This window comes from Zhongshania aquatica, from assembly GCF_027257955.1.
Classification (GTDB): domain Bacteria; phylum Pseudomonadota; class Gammaproteobacteria; order Pseudomonadales; family Spongiibacteraceae; genus Spongiibacter; species Spongiibacter aquatica.
This window is the reverse complement of record NZ_JANZNQ010000016.1, coordinates 47,346-67,779: the sequence shown is the minus strand read 5'-3', so window position 1 is coordinate 67,779 and position 20,434 is coordinate 47,346. Positions and strand designations below refer to the sequence as shown.

Here is a 20,434-nt window from a genome sequence, read left to right as displayed (position 1 = left end):
TGTGACCAAAGAAAACTACAGATTGACTTGCTTTAGCTAGATTTCGCGTAACCCCTCAAAATCCTGAGTATTTTATCGAAGCGAAAATACGCGAAGGCGGTGTGAATGTAGCATCAGTTATACCGAAAGCAGCAGCCTCATGCCCACCATTGATTACCCGTTTGTCGGTGATATTTCTACCAAAAACACTAAACTCCCATGTCTTTTTCGGGGTAAAAAAGCTTATTCCTGCGTTGTGTATAGTGTAGCCTGGCGCATGAAGAGTTTCGTATGAACGGGCCTCTTTATCGTTGTTATAATAAATATCGCTGATATATGAAGCGTCATAACGCAAGGTAAGTTGACTTCCACTAGGGAACGAGTAGGCATATCGGATCATATAACTTGCAGTCAAATCAGGTACCTGCGCAAATTTTCGGTCACTTAAATCGACGTCCTCGCCTGTACTTGGATCGACAGCCATAAATGTCTTGTATTCCGGATCTACCAAACCCACATTGCCAGAGATCATTAAGCCATCAATTGGCAAGACTTTAATTTCAAGCTCAGCTCCCTGCATAACTGAATCTGCAGCATTGTCTACAACAAGCGCAAGTGACCCCTCCGCAGTCTGCTCACTCTGAATAACCAAGAGTTGCTGATCTTCATAATCATTGTAAAAGACCGCACCATTGATTTGTAATCGCTCATTCCAAAACCGGGACTTAAGACCTGCTTCGTAGCTAATAAGGAGCTCTGGGTCCGCTTCAGATACATGTCGACGCTCAATAGGTCTACCATTATATACACCACTGCGGAAACCTCTGGTGACATGTGCGTAAGCCATAACATCATCAGTGAACTGATGATCTATACCAATTTTTGGAGAAAAGTCTTCCCACTTATTTTTACAAAAGTAGACTGATCCATTCCCACTGCGCGTGGAATCGCTACAAGAGGCTGGATCGGTAGGTCCCGGCTCTACTATCGGCGTCTGGCTTGCAGCTCGCAGCGTGTACATCTCCAAGTCTTTTTCATCTACGGTATAACGACCACCAAAATTCAGACTCGTCGAATCGGTTATATGCCATGTGGCATTTAAAAACGCAGCATAGCTCTCTGTAACCTGCGTTCTATCGTAGAACAAATCATAGTCTGTCAGTTTAGGTGGAAGCGGCAATAAGACAGCTTCATATAAGCCCCCTGCCACAACAGTATTCGTGATCTGATTTCCATCCTCCTTCATGTAGAACAACCCAACGAGCCAGTCCAGTTTGCCAGCACCACTATTACTAAGCAGAAACTCTTGACTATATGCAGTTACATCAAATAGTGATTCAACTGAAAAATAGTCCTGCGGGGAATTATCTGTATCTCTATACGTTTCAGATTCCAATGTGCGATAACTACTGATTGAACGCAGCACATGGTTATCGAAATCCCAAGTATTGGTGAGGTTAAACCCTGTATTGTCTACAAGTTCACGATCTTTCTTATTTAATACATCGCTTCGATCTATATCTTTATTGGGTGTACAGCAAGGTTCTCCCAATGGTCCAACCACGAACGTATTATAGAGGGGCGGAATCGATGCATTTGCGTCGAAGTCGAGTAGAACATGTGGGAAGGCGTTCTGATCTATATCAGTATGATCAATAATAAAGTGCGCGCCCCACGTGTCTGAAAAATCGATTCCAAGATGGCTTCTTACTCCCCAGGAATTATCATTTCCCGCATTGTCTCCGCTGTTGCGTTTTTGCCAACCATCTGAATTCTTAGCCATCACAGAAATACTGGCAGCGACACTTTCTGAAATAGGAAACTCAACATAGCCGTCAAAAGCTTTGTAGTTATAGTCACCAGCCGTAATCTTGGCGCTATGGCGAGTATCTCCATTCGGTTTACGAGTAACGACTTGAATCGCGCCACCAATCGTGTTTTTCCCGAACAATGTTCCTTGCGGGCCACGCATTACCTCAATTTGCTCAACATCTGAAAACTCGAGATTTGAAGCAATAGTTCTTGTTAGGTAGACACCGTCAATATAGATTCCAACCCCCGGATCTGTTGTCAGTCCAAAGTCGAATTGCCCCACCCCGCGAATATAGGCTTGAAATGTGCTGCCACCTCCGTCTGCAGCAACCGGGGTATTTAGATTCGGTGCTTTTGATTGAAGATCTCTGAGGTCAAACAGTTTTGCTGCCTCGATATCCTTTCCTGAAATAGAGGTTACCGAGACAGGGGTCTTCTGCATGTTCTCAGCTCGTTTTCGAGCCGTAACAATAACCTCCTCTAATGACTCAATCTTATTGTCAGATGCACTAAGAGCTGGAGAGACCCAAACAGGACTTATCAAGCCGAAAGTTAGAATAATTTTTTGCAGGCGATGGATTTCTAAACTCACAAAGACTCCTAATTTATCCGTTTATTGTTATCTATTTTTCGTACTAACTACAAATCGTACCTTATCGCAATACGACTATCGCTGTAAGCCCATGCTCGGAATATCACTGTAGACAGATACACCTCAATTTGTATTCCGCCAAAACATATGAGACATATTTTCCCTGAATCTTGAAGGGAGACTTCTGCTACATTTTATTGATTACAGGAGTCAATTATGGCAGATTTAACAGAGACATTTGTTAGAACTATACGCCGCAAAACCCGCAAGAAACATGAGCCGGATGAAAAAATTCGGATTGTGCTGGAGGGGTTGCGCGGAGAAGAATCCTTTTCTGAGTTGTGTAGGCGGGAAGGCATTGCCCCCAACCAGTATTAAAGCTGGAGCAAGGAATTCCTTGAAACTGGTAAGTAACATCTGGCCGGCAACTCCAAGCGGTCGATGGGCCGTCTCGGGTGAGACTAATTCCGCGTATAGCGACCTGTTCACTGTCAGCCTTCTCGCCCTGAACGATCACACCGAGCATTAACTTGGCCATGAAATCCTGAATATTCTGCACCAGCATTTAACCACTCAACGCAGACACAGAGCCGAGCACATCCTGCAGCGACTCGCTACGCTTAGACACCTTGACTGCCCCTACCCTTCGCCAACTGACTCGTTGTTGAGGCATTAGTTATTATTATGAAATCGTTTCCATCATAATGACGACCTCTTCCAAAATACAAGTCCCACAATGCAATTTGTGTGAAGTAGGTCTTAGCTAAACTGCAGAGTGATAATAACAACCAAGGCCGTATTCACTTTTCAGGAATACGATGAGCCATCGTTGTGCTCAGCGCTGGCATCGCTATATTGAAAGGCGCCTACTGGGACAACAGCAGAGGGGACGCAGGGAAAGAAGTCACAGCAGTGCCAAACGGAAATCTTTGCCCTTAGACTTGATACCGTGTGGCACTGCTGTTATTTCTCCGCCCGCGACAATGGCAGTGATCCGCCGCGCTACAACGCGGCCAGCAATCAGAATTCGTAGGCCAGCTCAACGCCGTAGCTGCGTGGATCTGCCCACTGAGTGACGGTAAAAGCTTGCAAATTAATTGCCGAGTTCCAGTATTCTTCGTCCGTCAAATTTCGGCCCCACGCTGAAAGCCGCAGCTCGCCGCCGCCCCATTGAATAGCGCTTAAGTCAGCTCGCATGCTTAATAATCCATATGCCTCCACGTTAGTGCTTGGGTCGTCCATGATCGTCACGTAGTAGTCGTCAGTCCAAGAGTAGTCGGCACGCACAGACAAGGTGCCAAACTCAAATGGATCGAAGGTGTACTTCACAGAAGTGAAGACTGTGTTTTCTGGCGCATAGGCAAAATAGCGATCCTTAGATACATCCATACCATTGTCACCAACAAACTTGTCATATGAGGTATCAAGCAGTGAATAGTTAACAATCACATCGAGATTAGGTGTTGGCCGCGCCGTGAGCTCAATTTCCATACCCTGCATCGTTGCACTGCCGGCATTCACAATAACCGTACCCACTACCTCTTCTACAAAGCGATCGCCCTGAAAATCCTCATAGTCGTTGTAAAACATCGACACATTTAAAAGTAAACGCTGATCTAACAATCTAGACTTCAAACCGAGCTCGTACGTGCTCATGGTTTCTGGTTCGAAAGGTTTAAGAAAAGACTCATTGTTCGTCGCCACACCATTAAAGCCGCCACTTTTGAACCCAGTCGCCACTTTTACGTAACCATGTATATCCTCGCTAAAGCGCCACGCTGCAGTCGCCATGGGCGTGAATTCAGTCCACGTGTCGTCAGTAGTAAGCGGTATCAAATTACCAGAGGCATTGAAAACAGGGTTGCCAGCGGCATCACGGACATAGACACCGGCATTAGGGTCACTTGGATCTTGTTCATAGATGCTGACATCCTTTGCAAGATTAAATGCATCTTTGTGTTCTTTGGTCCAGCGCCCACCAACGGTAAGCTCCATGCGGTCATCAAACTTATTTGGCGTCCACGTTAATTGCCCGAATGCCGCAATGGATACATTATTTGCTCCGCGCTGACTCTCGTCTTTGCTGTCTCCGCCAAGCTGGAAGAGCCAGCGAGGATTATCGGTGTTCCAGTCATCCTCATAGTAGAACAAGCCAATAACGTAATTTGTGCGCTCAGTCATACCAACTAACTGCAATTCCTGAGTCCACTGATCGAAGTCATTTTCAATTTTAAAACGAAACAGATCCAGTGCCGTACCGTCAAAATCACTCAGGCTTAGCGTGTTTAAATCACGATATCCGGTGATAGACTTAAACGTCAGATCACCCAGCGCTGAATCTGGAAGGTCATACGATATCGTTAATGTGTGGCCACTTACCTCTGACTCACTAGCAACCGCGCTGTCATTTGCGATTGAATCTGGCCGATTTTTCTGTGTCGCCCCAGCGACTACCGGATTGAGTTGCGGACTAACAAAAACAAATGCATCTGAGTTTGTCAGTGACAACATCGGCGGTGTCTGCTCCGCCACAAATCTGTCATACCCGTACTCAATATGTAAGCTCTCACTTAAACTCCAGACAGCGTCGCCCCTGAGCCCCCACTGATCTCTATTATCAAAATCATCCCCGGACGGGCCATCATTAGTATAAAAACCATCGCGCTGGCGAAGAAAGCCTGACACCCTAGCCTTAAATTCTCCCATGCCATCCTCTAGGCTACCTAGACTCGGGATATCTAATGAGCCACGGGTTTCAACCAAGTCTTCATTCCCCAATCCAACTCGCAGCTGCCCACCGAATTCACCACTTGGCTTTTTGGTGATCAGATTAACCGCCCCGCCAATCGTGTTCTTGCCATAGAGCGTACCTTGTGGTCCACGCAGAACCTCTACGCGCTCTAAATCTACAGCATCAAAGATTGCTCCTGATGTTTTAGATATTGGAACGCCATTCAAATACATACCCACTGCATTATCTCGGCTCAAATTATTGCTTATATTGCCGGCTCCACGTATGACAATACCGGCGTTAACAGAACCGCCAACTGTAGGAGCCACCAATAAACCCGGAGTGTAGTCTGAGACGCCACTTACATCAGATGCGCCAAGCTCCGTAAGCGATTCAGAATTAAGCGCCGTTACCGAGATCGGCGTCTCTTGCAGACTTTGCTCACGTCTTTGCGCGGTTACCAGTATTTCCTCGATCTCGCTTGGTCTAGCCATTGTCGGCTCACTAAACAAGGGCAGAGAAATGATGCCGCTAATCGATAATGCCAGTACTTGATGCAACTTCTTCCTTTGCATAACCTTATACGCTCCTTTTTATAGTTGTATTGATTCGAACCGCCCGCCTGAAGACAAAATATGAAATTTCCCTCTTCTAAGCCGCTGAAATCAGCTATCTAGTGCATAGCAAGGAATCTCACCAATAGAAATATACAGGCGACGAATTACATGCGACAGCAAGATCAGAATACGGTTTAACAGCGATTTCTATTTCATATTTTTATTATCAACGAACATCGTAACCAACTAAACCTACGCGATATACACTGCATTGGAATCACACTTTTTCCAGAAATGAGCAACACTTGAACTAACTTTACTTAATAGCAGCACGCTTTATCCTCCCGTGCATTACATTATTCAAGACGACAGAACTAGTGCTTTTTTGTCTACTCTGTATCCATAGATTCTATCTTCTGATGAAAATACAAACCTTATAAGATTAAAATATTCATATTGCTGATAGTCGACATACGTTTAACTCATAAAAAAGAGTCGAATACGAACCAATATTGCCACACGAAGCATGCCTACAACTATTTCAGCTTGACTATACAACGCTCAGATTCTACGTGATTTGCAATAGCAAACTATGACTGAAGCCGCATATTTAGCGCACTCATCATCTCGATGATTTATAAGCTACTTATAAAATAATAATAGGAAGATTTATGAAAAGAAAAACAAACCAAAGTATGCTCATACTCATTTTTCCGATTTTCTTAAATTCCACTGCCTTCGCTCAGCAAGATAATAAGAGGATACTGGAAGAGGTAATTGTTACTGCTCAAAAGCGATCCCAGAGCCTTCAAGACGTACCTATGTCTGTTTCCGCGCTATCGGGGGATATGGCTAGCGAAGCAGCGATTGTCGACGCCCAGAGCTTAGTACAATACACACCTAATGTTAAATTTACGGCGTCAAATCCGCAGAATAGCTCAACAACAATCCGTGGCTTCGGGTCACCGCCGCTGGCAAGAAATATAGAACCGTCGGTAGGTTTGGTTATTGATGGCATTAGTTACGGCCGCAGCACATTCACCAATGACGGCGTATTCGACCTAGAAAGGCTGGAAGTGTTACGCGGCCCCCAGGGAACCCTCTTTGGGAAAAACACCATTGCCGGCGTGCTAAACTTCACCACAAAATCACCTTCTTTTGAGCCAGAAGGCTACGTCCAAGTGGCGGAAGAGCGACTCGATGGCAAACGTTACGAAGCGGCAGCTAGCTTTCCAATTATTGACGAGGTTCTTGCTGCTCGCATCAGTTGGCGAAAACGAGAGAAATACCTTGGGCTATATAATACTGCGCGCAACAATGAGAAAGAAGAATTTAAAGATGAATCAGTGCGCGTACGACTTGATTACCTTCCCAATGAAAACATAGATATTAAACTGATCGCTTTCAGCAGTGAGTATGAAGGCGTAGGTAATGGCTTTCAGCACTCCTATCTTACCGATACCGCACGCGCCACTTTTGCACAAAAAGACCCCAAAATAGAAGATGACGAGTTTAATGACACTCGCTCTGCCAATTCCCCAACCTACTCTAATCGTGCGAGCGATTCCATTGCACTAAAAACGAATATTGATATTGGAGACTTTTTGCAATTTCGAAATAGCAGCATCGACGCCCTGATCAGCTGGGCTAGAGTCGACACTCCGTTTCTCCTGGATACGGATTTTAGTCCCGTCAACTCTGGCTATTTCGAAACTGACGGCCCTGAGCGATATAAGCAAAAACATTTTGAATTACGTTACAGCGCTGATAGCCTTCCCCTGTTTGGCTGGGGCCACTCAATAGATTGGATGTTTGGGCTATTCGCTGGCCAGGCAGAGTCACATGTAAGTCAAAATACCTTCATTGTGTACGACGGTTTGATCGCCTTAGCACCGGTAATTGCAGAGGGGCGCGGAGTACCACTACCCGCTTTTCTAGGGGCATTATTTTCTCAACTCGCCGATATCGGCGTGATCTCCGCAGTTGCCGAAGATATTATTATCGAAACGTCTGTCCATACTAAATCTGAAACTTACGCACTGTTCGGTCAGGCAGACTGGCATCTTTCTGACTCAGTTACCACATCATTAGGCTTGCGTATCGGAACCGAAACCATTGACGGAGAGCAATCTAACTACTCTGACTCGCCAATACCAGAAGTCACCAATGGCTCAGAAAACTACTACGAGAAAGGCCGAATAAAAGAGGATGAGTTCTCGCCGAAAATTGCCATAAGTTGGTCGCCTGTCGACGAACTGACCTTGTTTGGCAATGTATCTAAGGGCTTTAAGAGCGGTGGCTTTTCCGGCCCCATCATAAACACTAGATACCTGCGGTATAAACCTGAAGAAGCATTATCCGCTGAGCTTGGTATTAAAAGTAGATTACTCCAACAAACATTGGAGGTGAACGCCACCCTTTACAGCATACAGTTTGACAATCTGCAGTTAAATATTTTTGATGGAACGGTGATATACACCACAAATGTAGAGGAAGCCGAATCATGGGGCGTTGAGGTGGATTTTAATTGGTTACCCCCAATGCCGTGGCTGACAGTGCAGGGCAGCCTCGGATTCAACGAAGCAAAATACGGCGACTTCCCCTGTGGCCCGACAACTTGGGATGACAGAAATGCCGCGCCTGAATGTGGCCAAGACGCGCCGCCATCCCAAGACCTTAGCGGTAAAGAACTACCGTTCAACCCTAAAATTACCGGCAGCCTCACCCCCACAATTCGCTTCCCAATTGCTCGCAACTGGAATATAGGCGGTATGTTTGCCTTCGACATTCTTTATCAAGGTGAGCATTACTTAGACTACGATTTAGACGAAAAGACCCTCCAAGAAGCAACGACCAAAATCAATGCACGTTTAGCCATTGGCCCAGAAAATAAACGCTGGGCAGTGATATTCAATGCAAAGAACTTAACAGAGGAACAAGAAAGAATGATTGTGTTGGACACAACCCTTCAAGGGGGTAATTACGTTGCGATTACTCATCCAGATGAAACACAATACTCTATAGATTTCCGCTATAACTTTGGCATTACAGATTAATCACACCAAGGGCTGGAGTCCACTACTAGCGGCCGGGGCGTACCTCAAGCCCCTAGCCTCTGGTGGTAGACCTACATGCAGATGGCGGCCCAATTTATAATCGTTTATTAGTTAAAAGTCGGGATCATCAATAGCAGCCGGTGACAAGTTACATCTTCTATCTAGCATACTCACCCCCTACATCGTTATTTTAGTGACAAACAACAAAGGGAAAATACCGACACCACAAAGCCTCACTGAGTTGAATAGCCAAGCGAAGTACAGTTCCAAACCACTACGCCAAGCACGCCACACTCATCAAAACCAATCTTACAACTAACGCCTGACGGTCAACGCCCATCTTCTTGAACACCGACCTTAGATGAGTGCGCACCGTCGCGTGCGCTATACCGATAAATTCCGATATTTCAACCAGGTTAAGACCGTCCGCCAATAACAGCGCGACTCGCGCCTCCATGGGAGAAAGTGCAAAGAGTTCACTTACAATGGCGGCAGGCGCCGAAGAATATAAACTGGTATCGCGAATGAATACAGCGATCGCCGGCGCACCCGCTGGCGGTATGCCGTGTTTCGCCGCTACCGGTCGTATGGCCAAGCCTAAATCCAAAGAGTGCCCATCTCTCGAAACACGCATGACTTCCAATTGGCTGGGGGGTTCACGATGGTCTGCACAGAGTATACGAGATATTATGGCTTCGAATTTACATTGAGTAGCAAGATCAGTGAGCTCAATCCGTCCGCTTTCGACACATATCTCCGGCGTTCTGCGCAACAGGTTTTCAGCACATTGGTTGACATGCACTATCAAACCTCGATGATCTAGGGCAATAGTTGCCAAAGAGCATTTTTCAACCACACTGTAGAAAATAGTACGCTCTAATTCCACACGTTTTATCTGTTTGCTCACGCACATAAACTGTTTTATATGCCGCACAAGCACATCAATAAGCTCCCGCTCTATTGCAGAGAAATAATTTAGTCCGCGGCCTCGACCAATCTTAAGTAAGGTCACAGCCTCGCCGTCATCAAAAAGCGCTACTGTATACGAATTATAAAAATCCACCGACTCCAAGAATAAGTCATATACTTTGCACGCTTTTTCATCATCAGGTGCTAGCGACGCAGGAAATACATGTGATTTGGTAACTTGCGAGATTCTCGTCGAACTCAATGGAATGGACTGCCCTTCGTAATACCCTATATCTCCTAAACTACGTCGACTCACCATGAGTATTTTACCGTTACTCACGTTCCTAGATGAACTCACAACGAGAGAAACCATCTCGGCATGGAAGCATTCTGCCAATAGAACAAGAAGGGCCTGCACGGGATTATTATCTGAAAGACAGTCATATATAGCGCCAACAAGACGACCATAATCAGCCTGGCTATTTGCTTGATACTCACTTGCAAAAGAATTCGTTGAATGACGCATTTCTATTTATGTCTGAGTAAATGAATAATGTAGATTAGGTATCAAGATAAAAGGCTATATTCACGCTAAATACAACATATAACGAAACTGACAATAAGCTAATTTATGGCCTTATCACTGTCGTTCCAGTACGGTTTACGAATGTCCTTTTTAGATATCTTTCCAACACTTGTTGTCGGTAACGGATCTGAAACAAAAGTCACACTCCGAGGGCATTTATACGCGGCTATTGCTGCGCGACAATACTCTATTAGCTCCTTTTCACTAGCTGAACTATGCGAACTGAGCCGAACAACTGCGTGAACCGACTCGCCCCACTTAGGGTGAGGAATACCTATCACAGCAACCTCCTGCACCGCGGGATGCTGAGAAACCACATTCTCTACTTCTGCAGAGAAGACATTTTCACCACCGGTAACTATCATGTCCTTTACACGATCAACAAGAAATAAAAAACCATCGTCGTCTAGATAACCAGCATCACCAGTGTGCACCCACCCGTCATTGATTGTTGATTTTGTTTGCTCAGGCATTTCCCAATAGCCAAGCATGGTATTCGGGCCTTTGACCAAAACCTCGCCAACTTCGCCGGCAAGCAGCGGTGCACCATCAGAATCTATGACTTTGATCTCGACAATAACGCTCGCTTGACCTGCAGATCGGACTTTATCTGCACCGTCTCCCGTTAAAACGTGGTGTTCAGGTCGCAGTATCGAAATAACTGGTGCAAGCTCAGTTTGACCATAGGCCTGATACAAGGCCACGTGAGATAGTTTTTCCATCACTTTATGAAGAACACCGAGCGGCATGGGCGACGCGCCATACACTATTTTTTTTAATGAACCTAACTTCGCAGATGCGAACCCTTCATGTTCAAGTAGCATTCCAATCATCGTCGGGACAAGTAAAACATCCGTTACGTCAAATTTTGCGATGGCATTCATCACGGAAGACGGCTCAAATGCGGGTATAAAAACATGTGTATTTCCCGCCAACGTATTGGCCATACCGACCGCCGCATCAGCAATATGAAACATAGGGGCAGCATGCAAATAACGTACGTATGGAGTTCTTATCCCCATTTCGCTCATCATAGAAAGTGCGCTGCTATAAAAATTATTGTGTGACAACATGACACCTTTTGGAAATCCTGTTGTACCACCGGTATAAAAAATACCCAGTAGATCGTCACCACAGCGACCAGCATCTAATAAGGGTTCACTCACATCCATCATTACGTCATAACGCGACATCCATTCTGGGCACGCGCCATCACCTATGTATATAAATCTAATCACCGGCCCGAGTTCGTCGTTAATTTTTTCTGCCAAACTAACGAACATATCATCAACAAACATGACGCTCGTGCCGGAGTCATTCAAGCTGTACAGAAGCTCAGCTAAAGACCATCGTATATTAAGTGGAACGACTACCCCGCCAGACCACGGAATAGCAAAAAAAATCTCATAGTATCTATCAGAATTTAAAGCCAGCAATGCAGCGCGATCACCTTCCTTAAAACCACCGTCCACAAGGCAGCGAGCCAAGCAGGATATCCGGTGCTGAGTCTCTGAAAACGTGTGCTTTCTATCACCGCAGATTAAAGCCACATTATTCGGTGTCACTTGAGCAGCGCGTCGAATGGGCTGCGTACAACTCATCATAGTTCATTTCCACCTGTTCACAGACAACACAGAAAATACGCAAAAAGCACACCACGCTCGTGTCAACGTATAAAATCGATAGGTGATATTTCGCTAGTACTTTTTTATTTTTAGAACAAATTTATTTCTTGCCAAGATTATAGTCCAATTGGATTACTATAACCGGTCAGATCTGTAAACACAGAATCTACGCATACAAACCAATAGTCGACAGCCATCGCTTGTATAGAAACATCGTCAGGATATGCCCGAGTAATCGACACTGAAATTTACAACTGCGCACCACAGCACATGATGACTATTTAACTAGCTCCACACGTCGCTACGCGGGCATCCTCGCGACGCTTTTATTCACATTGAGCATCAGCCACACTATGCCTTCAGCATTTCACCACTTATTATCATTTTACGGACCTCCGTGGTACCAGCGCCGATCTCAAGTAATTTAATAGAACGAAATAGCCGATTAATTTCCGATTCCCATATATATCCATTACCACCAAATATCTGCACAGCGTTATTCAGTACTTTATTAGCTGTATCCGCACAATACATAACCGACGCAGCGGTTCGGGCATGGATCTCACCGTGACCCGCCTGGGTTTCATCTACACCAGACACCTCCGCTAACACAGTCCAACAAAAATTCTTCATGGTCTCGGTCCAAACGTACATATCCGCTAAGCGCGACTGCACCATCTGAAACTCAGCAATTGGCTTTCCGAATTGCTCTCTGGTCTTTGCGTAATTTACTGACAATGCGAGCGCTCGCTCAGCTATACCAACATTAATAGGGCCAATCATCGCGCGCTCAAAGTCCAAGCCACTCATTACAACGCGATGCCCTTGGTGCTCTGCACCCACAATATTCTTAGCAGGAACGCGCATGTCTTCAAAAACGAGTTCCGCCGTTTGACTACCACGGAAGCCCATTTTGTTTAGCTTTTGTGCAACTTTGAATCCGGGAGTGTTTGTTTCAACAACGAATGCAGTAATCCCCTTCGATCCCTTACCCTGCTCTGTCTTGGCGTATAGCAAACATATGTCAGCGACGGGGCCGTTAGTGATATAGATCTTCGTTCCATTGATTACGTAATCGTCGCCGTCACGTATTGCCTTGGTACGCATAGATCCTAGGGCGTCGGAACCGGCCCCGGGCTCAGTTAGACCGAGACAGCCAATCCACTCACCTGAACACAATTTTGGCAAATACTTTTCTTGTATGTATGCGCTGCCGTTTTTATAGATATTATTTGCACATAAGTTATCGTGGGCAACCCATGACAATGCGAAGGCATGATTATATCTAGCCATGCCCTGCAAAATGATACCCGCCTCCAGCATGCTCATACCGGCACCGCCGAACTTTTCTGCGACGGTAACGCCAAGGAAACCAAGTTCCCCAATCTTTCTCATGATTTCCGGTGGCCACCACTCTTCATTGTCCATTCTTTCGGCGAGCGGTAAGAGCTGATCTTTTGCAAACCGATCTACATGATCAAGCAGGGCTTGCTGATCTGCCGTTAATGAAAATTGGCTCATATTTTGTGTCCATCCATATTTTTGTCAGGAACTTCGCGCGCCACAATTACACAGGCCTATATGGCAAAAAGAGTAGCGATATCGATACCGCCATCATTTAATCGACGCAATATAAAGTTTTAGAATACGATCTATTAGGCATTGCAGATAATTTGCATTTTTGCAATGAGTAGCTATAAAAACTATTGAGATAGGCTTGCGATGGGAAGCTGTATAAATGTGCTCATCTTCACCATCGACATCATTTAACACCAACACCATTCCCTGCTTACAGTTCTGGGTGACTTAAGCCCGCCAAGCAGGAGGCCGCTTTTCTAGAAAGGCACTCAATCCCTCCCGCCCCTCATCCGAATCACGAATATCGGCGATAAATTTAACCGTACCGGCAATCATGTCGTCGTCAATTTCACCGTGAGAAACATCGTTAACAATTTTCTTAACTTTACTCAGCCCATTGGGCGCATTAGCTAGAAGCACCGCTGTGAGCTCGGCAATACGCACGTCTAACTGATCTTCTTCTACAAGCTCACTTAAGAAGCCTAGCTTCAGAGCGCTATCAGCGCTCAACATTTCTCCGGTCATAAACAAACGCCTGGCCGCTTTCGGACCAATCGTTTGAACCACGTAGGGGGCTATCGTTGCCGGTACCATCCCTAGCTTAATTTCGCTAAGTGCTAGCTTTGCAGCGGGGCTGGCAATCGCGAAATCACAGCAACAAACCAGACCAACGCCACCGCCCATTGCAGCGCCGTGTACCCGAGCAATAGTAGGTTTAGGTAAAAAACTTAGGGTCTTCATTAACAATGCGAGGCGGCTAGCATCCTCGATATTATCTTCATAAGTATTGCTGCCCATGCGACGCATGTAATTAATGTCGCCACCCGCCGAAAAGCTCTTGCCTGAGCCTTCCAGAATAACGACTTTTACGGTGGGGTCGTTTTGTGCGTAATTTAAAGCCTCAATCAAGCTCTGAATTTGGATATCGTCAAACGCGTTATGTACTTCCGGCCGATTCATGATAATGCGTAAAACGCCAGTTTCTGACTGCTCCTTGATCAAATTCAAATTCGACATAAACACCTCTGGAAAGTACTTTTAGCTACCGCATATTTGTAAAGTATCGACATAAACACAGATTAGCTCTACAGCTATGTTTTGAGTAAAGCTCGACTGATAATCACTTTCATTATTTCGTTAGTCCCGCCATAGATCCGCTGAATTCGCGCATCGGCCCACGCGCGAGCCACTGGATACTCCCACATATACCCGTAGCCTCCGTGCAACTGCAGGCACTCATCCATAATCTTTCCCTGCAAGTCTGTTGTTAACAGTTTGAGCTTTGCCGCGGTCACCGGATCTAATTTTCGGTTTAAATGAAGGGCCAAACATCGATCGAGAAATGCGCCGGCGGATGTCAACTCTGCGTCCATCTCGGCAAGTTTAAATTGAGTATTCTGAAAAAACGAAATCGGTTTACCAAACGCGGTACGTTCCGACACGTAATCAACAGTTTTCTCTAAAATATTTTGCGCACTGTGAACAGCTAGTATGCTAGCGCACAAACGCTCCTGCGGTAATTCTTCCATCAAGTAGGTAAAACCCTTACCTTCCTCACCGAGCAACGATGACGCTGGCACGCATACGTCCTGGAAAGACAGTTCAGACGTATCCTGCGCCTTCAAACCAATTTTTTTTAGGTTTCTCCCTTTCGTAAAGCCAGCGCTCCCCGCTTCCACCAGGAACAAACTTATACCACCTGCGCCTGCACCAGAATCGGTTTTTGCAACAACGATAACCAGATCTGCGTGCTGACCGTTAGTAATGAAGGTTTTAGAGCCATTTATATAAAAGCTGTCACCTTTTCGTACTGCTGTTGTTTTTATTCCCTGCAAATCCGATCCGGAAGAGGGTTCTGTCATGGCGATAGCGGTAACGATATCGCCGCTAACACAAGCCGGCAAATACTTTTTCTTTTGCGCATCTGTACCAAGACGAACGATGTACGGCACGGCCACATCAGAATGTAAGTTCCAGCCTAGCCCAGTAAACCCAGAGCGAGCACACTCCTCATCGAGAATGGCGTTATAGCGAAAATCAACTTCGACCCCACCGTACTCTTCTGGAACTGAAGGCGCGAGAAAGCCCTGCTCACCCGCCTTCCTCCATAAATCCCTGTCAACTTGTCCGTCTTCTTCCCACTGCTCATGGTAGGGCGCCACTTCCGCAGCCAAGAACTTTTTAACTGAATCTCGAAATATTTCATGTTCAGACTCATAAACCAGCGACGTTAACATTCGGTACTTTCTCGCTCACTATATTTAATAATTGGTAGTTAGATTTTTAGCTTCCAGGAATGAATCGCAAATAATTTTTGCGTTTACTTACCTTCTGACGAAACAAAGTCGAGCCGAAGGTATTATCAGGCACTATATAAATTCTCACTTATAAAGATAGTTACCACAGTCGCAGTACAATCCCGCAACGTGACATCATAGTTTCTCTAAATCACCTTTAACAACGCCGGTATCATTATCTTCAACAAAGGGTATATCGTACGCTACCTTGAAATCGCGCTGGCCCATATCATCAATTTGGTATTGATGTTCACCACAAACTCATCAGAAGAGGCTTTTGTTGCAACCAAGATGGCGCCGCCAACACTACTCTTCCCCAAAAGGCTTCCCTGTGGCTTGCGAAGCACTTGAACACTTTCCATTGCGAGAGAGCGTCAATTAACCGATTATTATTTCATGCGAGGAATACACCATCCATGTATACCGCAACACCGTGATCGGCCTGAACCTTGTTAATACACGTATGACCACCGCCACGGATTGACAATGCATACTGAATCCGTCCTTCTCGCTGATCTAAACTAGGTGCTATTTTTGCCAAATCTGCAATGGTTCATATATTATTTGCCGCGATTTCCGCAGTTGAAACAGCGATGACCGCAACGCGCAGCTCTTGCATGCTTTCATCTCTTTTACGATCGTAACTACCGCCTTTTCGATTTGCATTGCCTTCTTTGAGGTTTCTGCAAAAGTAACACCGGAAAATGCCATATTTACAGCCATACCAGCTAACATGGCTTGACTATTCATCCTTTATCTTACTTAGAATGGACATATATTTATGGTATTAAAAATACGCCATTTATTATATTTTTAGAGATATTCGAATCTGTATCTTTAAGGAAGTGTAATTTTTAATAAGCAATCCAGTAAGTCGCATATCGTAATTTATGTGTTTACAATAACCATTCAATCGCTCAATACGCATATAGTTCTGAACTCAAATTCCAATTAGAGAAGCGACCCAGTCCAATGCTCATTCAATCTTTAATTCCACTCGGTCTTTTCTTAATCATGCTGAGCATGGGGCTAGGCCTAACAGTAAATGACTTCAAAGAGCTCTTAAATCGTCCTAAAGCGGCATTTGCCATATTGCTAGTCCAGCTACTTTTTTTGCCTCTACTAGCTATTGCCATAAGTTTGGCGCTTGACCTCTCGCCATCGCTAGGTCTTGGCCTTGTATTAATCGCCGCCTGCCCAGGAGGTGTCACATCAAATATGCTAACGCGACTAGCGAAAGGTGATGCCGCGCTATCGATAGGTTTAACGGCAATGACTAGTCTTTTTAGCGTTTTCATCATCCCACTAATTATGGGATCTTTCGCACGCCTTATAGGCCGGGAGTTTGAGTCGTTCGAACTCTCATTTTTAAATATTATTCTTCAGGTTTCCGTTCTTACCGCACTCCCCCTTGTTATTGGCATGGTATTTAGGAGAAAGTATCCTGAAGTAGTATCTCGGCTTGAGCCAAAAATGGTAATTATCACCGCTCTATTCTTTATATTTTTGGTGGTACTAACATGGATAGATCAATGGGAAAATATCAAATCCGCTGCAAATGTAGCTGGTACCGCAGTCGCACTACTACTCGTATTGAGTATTACAACTGGCTTTGCTATCGGGAAAATCGCGCGTCTCCAAGAGAAAGAAATCACCACCATGCTTATTGAAGTGGGAATACAAAATGGCGCCATGGCGTTTATGATTGCCGCTACTATTTTAAATAATATGAGCATCGCAATTCCCTCAGCGCTTTACTCTGTATTCATGATTATCATAGGCTTAGTCATTGTTGTGGTCAGACGATCAAAGGTCTCCTAGCGATCAGGCACGCATCCATACTGGTAAAACTAGCCATCATCAGAAAGAACACCACGCTTACCGTATAAGTAGGCGCCTCAACCAACCCTCTCGCTCTGCATTTTGTGCTCTAGCTAATAACAAATCTCGAATTTGCGTATCTATGCTTGCAGATGCCTCATTTCGTATCGCCTCAAGCTGATGTTGCGCAAGGGTTTGTCCTTTATACTCACGCAGATAAATCGGTTTTCCAATACTCATATAAAAGCGTTCGGGCTTAGGAATTAATGTACCCCACACGCCCTTTGGAATAGGTGGCAGTAAATCAGTTCGTCCATCTGCGCTTAGCAAGCCAAGCCTGATAAGTAGTTTTCCCAAAGTCGAGTTATACCACTGTGCGCTTTCCATATAGCGGCCGTAAAATTCATCAGGGCCGATCGTTGCAAAGGGAAGTATGGTGTAGCCATGCATTGCAGCTAGCTTTACAAAGCCATACCGCTCTTTCCATTTAAGCTGGTAGCGCTGATTAGCAGGCTTATTCACTTCATATGATCCACCTGGAAAAACCAGGAGATCTTTCCCAGCCTCCATCATCCTGGCGCAAACCTCTGGATGCCCCAGTATTCCACCCTGGCTTATCATCGCTTTTCTCACCGTCGGATTGCCAAACAAAACCCGATCACCCATTGCGCGAACCAAGCGACCAGATTCATGCAGAAATGTCGATTGAATCAACGGTACGTCGAGCGCGAGAAGCGCATGATTACCAACGAGCAGTACCGGTGTGGGGGGTATATTTTCTTGCCCCACAACAGTAGGTGAAAATATACGCCTAAGTATTGAATATAATGTTGTGTGGCGCTGTCGTGCTGCTCCCTCGGCCGCCAGTGAATCTGCAACTATCTCAGCAACGTCAATATCTTTATGATCGTCTTTAGCTAGAGTGGTAGTCTCTATTATTCTTTTATCACCATCATCCATGCTCATATTTTCACTCATCACTAACGAATAGGCTCACCCATAGATCAATTGTAAAATCGACAACACTGACTATTATCTGGCAGTACCAATTACATTCTGTAGTAAATAAGTCTCCGAGAGACACCGAGATTGGCGGGTCAGGCAAGATCACACCAACTCTTTTTTTATAGTTATCGTAATACGCAACTAACTCAGTGAGTTTATCCGGGTATACTTCAGCAAGGTTGTTTACTTCGCTCGGATCCTCACTCAGATCATAAAGCTCCCATTTACCACTCCCCAACGGAGGCCTCATATTTGTCGCTTTCCAACGATCCGACACTACGGATCTATGTCCGAAAAGCTCTGTGGCAAACGTGCGGCTTTTTTCGTTGCTAATGTCCTTCCAGTTTTCAAATAATGATTGTCCTTCGGGCCGAATTTTATCTTTGAACAAAATATTTGACGAAGTATTAATACCCGCTAATGCATACAGTGTCGCAGTGAGATCCGTTATGTGCGAGACCTGCTTTGATATTTTATTCTTTTCAACTAAGGGACCAGTCACAATCAAGGGAGCGCGTATTCCTCCCTCGGCAATTGCGCCTTTATACAGTTTAAACGGCGACGCCGACACTGACGCCCAATCGCGGCCCATATAAGTGTGAGAACCACGACGCCCCTGATCTTCTACACCCTGTTTGTACTCATTTAAAAACCATTCCCGCGTATTTCCTGGGTACGACAAAGGTGTCGCGCCATTAGCACCATTGTCAGAAAGAAAGATGATATAGGTGTTTTCTAAATGACCAGTACGCTCTAGCTCGTCGATCAGCCGATGAATTTGGTCATCCATATACTCGACCATTGCCGCGTATATCTCCATCGGCCTACTTGCCGATTTACGCGCCACATCATCCATCATTGACCACGGCTTAACATACGCAGGCAAAAATTTCGGAAATGTTGGTGGCACCCACAATTCAGTACCTTCCGGGATAAGACCTCGATCTAACAGAGCTTGAGCACGTTGTGCCCGAAGCGATTCCGGGCCCTGCTCGTAGACACCAGAATATTTATCAAGCCAAGGATCGGGCACCTGCAATGGGTCATGGGGAGCGGTGTAGGCAACGTAGGCGAAAAATGGCGTTTCTGAATTCAGTGAATTCAGGTAGCCCAACATTTTATCGGTGTAGGCCTTCGAGGAATAAAAGTCGTCTGGCAAGACGGTGACTACGCCATCTTCAAGATATGTCGCCTTCTCTGTACGGTACAGCGGAGCCGCGTCACTAAAATGGCTAGCGCCACCTTCAATCAAAGTAAACGAACGGTCAAAACCTCGATTACTAGGATATTGACTGGCATCCTTGGCCAAGTGCCATTTACCGCTCATCAGCGTAGCGTAGCCTGACGCCTTAAGAGCTTCTGCGACTGTGACAACGTCATCGCGCAGCTGACCTGAATAGGCATCTGAATGGGTTTGATTTTCAGCCTGAACACCCTCCATTGTGCCCAGCCCTGCGAGGTGGCTATCTACTCCCGTCATCAGCATTGAGCGCGTTGGCGAACATGTTGGAGCAACATAAAAGTTGGTCATTGTTACACCTTGCTCGGCAAGCGAGTCTAACGTCGGTGTTCTAATTTCACTACCAAATGCACCAATATCGGACCACCCCATATCATCAGCGACAATGACAATAAAGTTAGGCCGCTCGGCCTTCTCTGCATAAGTATTAGTAGCAAAAACTAACGCAAACAAGGGGTATAGCAATGTGGCGTGGAATCTTGCGAGACTAATCAACAACACGTTCCTCATAGACACATCAAGAAGAGATCAGTTATGTAAGGCGCCCAAATAGGCTACCAGATACAGGTCTGCGCCGGTTATCTAACAGTGTATTTATATAAATGCCGTGCAACAATTTATTGTTATATTTTGGTGTAGCGAATAC

12 protein-coding genes and 1 pseudogene are annotated in these 20,434 nt (G+C 45.4%); 3 read left to right on the top strand and 10 right to left on the bottom strand.

The window, feature by feature from the left end; genetic code table 11:
- Positions 1 to 55: 55 nt before the first annotated feature.
- On the bottom strand, positions 56 to 2,383 hold the full coding sequence (locus tag O9X78_RS15295) for a TonB-dependent receptor (RefSeq protein ID WP_269620600.1): 2,328 nt from the start codon (positions 2,381 to 2,383) through the stop codon (positions 56 to 58).
- Positions 2,384 to 2,599: 216 nt separating this feature from the next.
- Here O9X78_RS15295 and O9X78_RS15290 point away from each other — a divergent pair.
- Positions 2,600 to 2,758: pseudogene (locus tag O9X78_RS15290) on the top strand (transposase); the annotation flags it as partial.
- A gap of 645 nt (positions 2,759 to 3,403) precedes the next feature.
- Here the strand turns inward: O9X78_RS15290 and O9X78_RS15285 are convergent.
- Positions 3,404 to 5,689 carry a TonB-dependent receptor gene (locus O9X78_RS15285; RefSeq protein ID WP_269620599.1) on the bottom strand — a complete coding sequence of 762 codons (2,286 nt, stop codon included), beginning with the start codon at positions 5,687 to 5,689 and terminating at the stop codon, positions 3,404 to 3,406.
- A gap of 653 nt (positions 5,690 to 6,342) precedes the next feature.
- Between O9X78_RS15285 and O9X78_RS15280 the strand changes: the two genes are divergently transcribed.
- Positions 6,343 to 8,727: a TonB-dependent receptor gene (locus O9X78_RS15280; RefSeq protein WP_269620598.1), complete on the top strand. Its 2,385-nt coding sequence runs from the start codon at positions 6,343 to 6,345 to the stop codon at positions 8,725 to 8,727.
- A 274-nt stretch (positions 8,728 to 9,001) separates the two neighbouring features.
- Here O9X78_RS15280 and O9X78_RS15275 read toward each other — a convergent pair whose 3' ends face one another.
- From O9X78_RS15275 to O9X78_RS15250, 6 genes are all read right to left on the bottom strand, one after another.
- Positions 9,002 to 10,162: a helix-turn-helix transcriptional regulator gene (locus tag O9X78_RS15275; protein WP_269620597.1), complete on the bottom strand. Its 1,161-nt coding sequence runs from the start codon at positions 10,160 to 10,162 to the stop codon at positions 9,002 to 9,004.
- A 98-nt stretch (positions 10,163 to 10,260) separates the two neighbouring features.
- The gene (locus O9X78_RS15270) at positions 10,261 to 11,826 is read right to left on the bottom strand and encodes an acyl-CoA synthetase (RefSeq protein WP_269620595.1); all 1,566 of its coding nucleotides are present in this window, start codon (positions 11,824 to 11,826) and stop codon (positions 10,261 to 10,263) included.
- A 372-nt stretch (positions 11,827 to 12,198) separates the two neighbouring features.
- Positions 12,199 to 13,368 (bottom strand): acyl-CoA dehydrogenase family protein, encoded by a 1,170-nt coding sequence (locus O9X78_RS15265; RefSeq protein WP_269620594.1) that lies wholly within the window; start codon positions 13,366 to 13,368, stop codon positions 12,199 to 12,201.
- A 285-nt stretch (positions 13,369 to 13,653) separates the two neighbouring features.
- The gene (locus O9X78_RS15260; protein WP_269620593.1) at positions 13,654 to 14,442 is read right to left on the bottom strand and encodes an enoyl-CoA hydratase-related protein; all 789 of its coding nucleotides are present in this window, start codon (positions 14,440 to 14,442) and stop codon (positions 13,654 to 13,656) included.
- A 74-nt stretch (positions 14,443 to 14,516) separates the two neighbouring features.
- Positions 14,517 to 15,662 carry an acyl-CoA dehydrogenase family protein gene (locus O9X78_RS15255; RefSeq protein WP_269620592.1) on the bottom strand — a complete coding sequence of 382 codons (1,146 nt, stop codon included), beginning with the start codon at positions 15,660 to 15,662 and terminating at the stop codon, positions 14,517 to 14,519.
- Between the two features lie 454 nt (positions 15,663 to 16,116).
- Complete coding sequence (locus O9X78_RS15250) at positions 16,117 to 16,263, bottom strand: hypothetical protein (protein ID WP_269620591.1); 147 nt, start codon at positions 16,261 to 16,263, stop codon at positions 16,117 to 16,119.
- Positions 16,264 to 16,694: 431 nt separating this feature from the next.
- On the opposite strand from O9X78_RS15250, the gene O9X78_RS15245 reads away from it, so the two are divergent.
- Positions 16,695 to 17,543, top strand: a complete 849-nt coding sequence (locus O9X78_RS15245; protein WP_269620590.1) for a bile acid:sodium symporter family protein — start codon at positions 16,695 to 16,697, stop codon at positions 17,541 to 17,543.
- A gap of 57 nt (positions 17,544 to 17,600) precedes the next feature.
- On the opposite strand, the gene O9X78_RS15240 is transcribed toward O9X78_RS15245, so the two are convergent.
- Positions 17,601 to 18,509, bottom strand: a complete 909-nt coding sequence (locus O9X78_RS15240; protein ID WP_269620589.1) for a lysophospholipid acyltransferase family protein — start codon at positions 18,507 to 18,509, stop codon at positions 17,601 to 17,603.
- 4 nt (positions 18,510 to 18,513) lie between these two features.
- Entirely contained in the window at positions 18,514 to 20,283 is a 1,770-nt protein-coding gene (locus O9X78_RS15235) for an arylsulfatase (protein ID WP_269620588.1), read from the bottom strand.
- Positions 20,284 to 20,434: the final 151 nt, after the last annotated feature.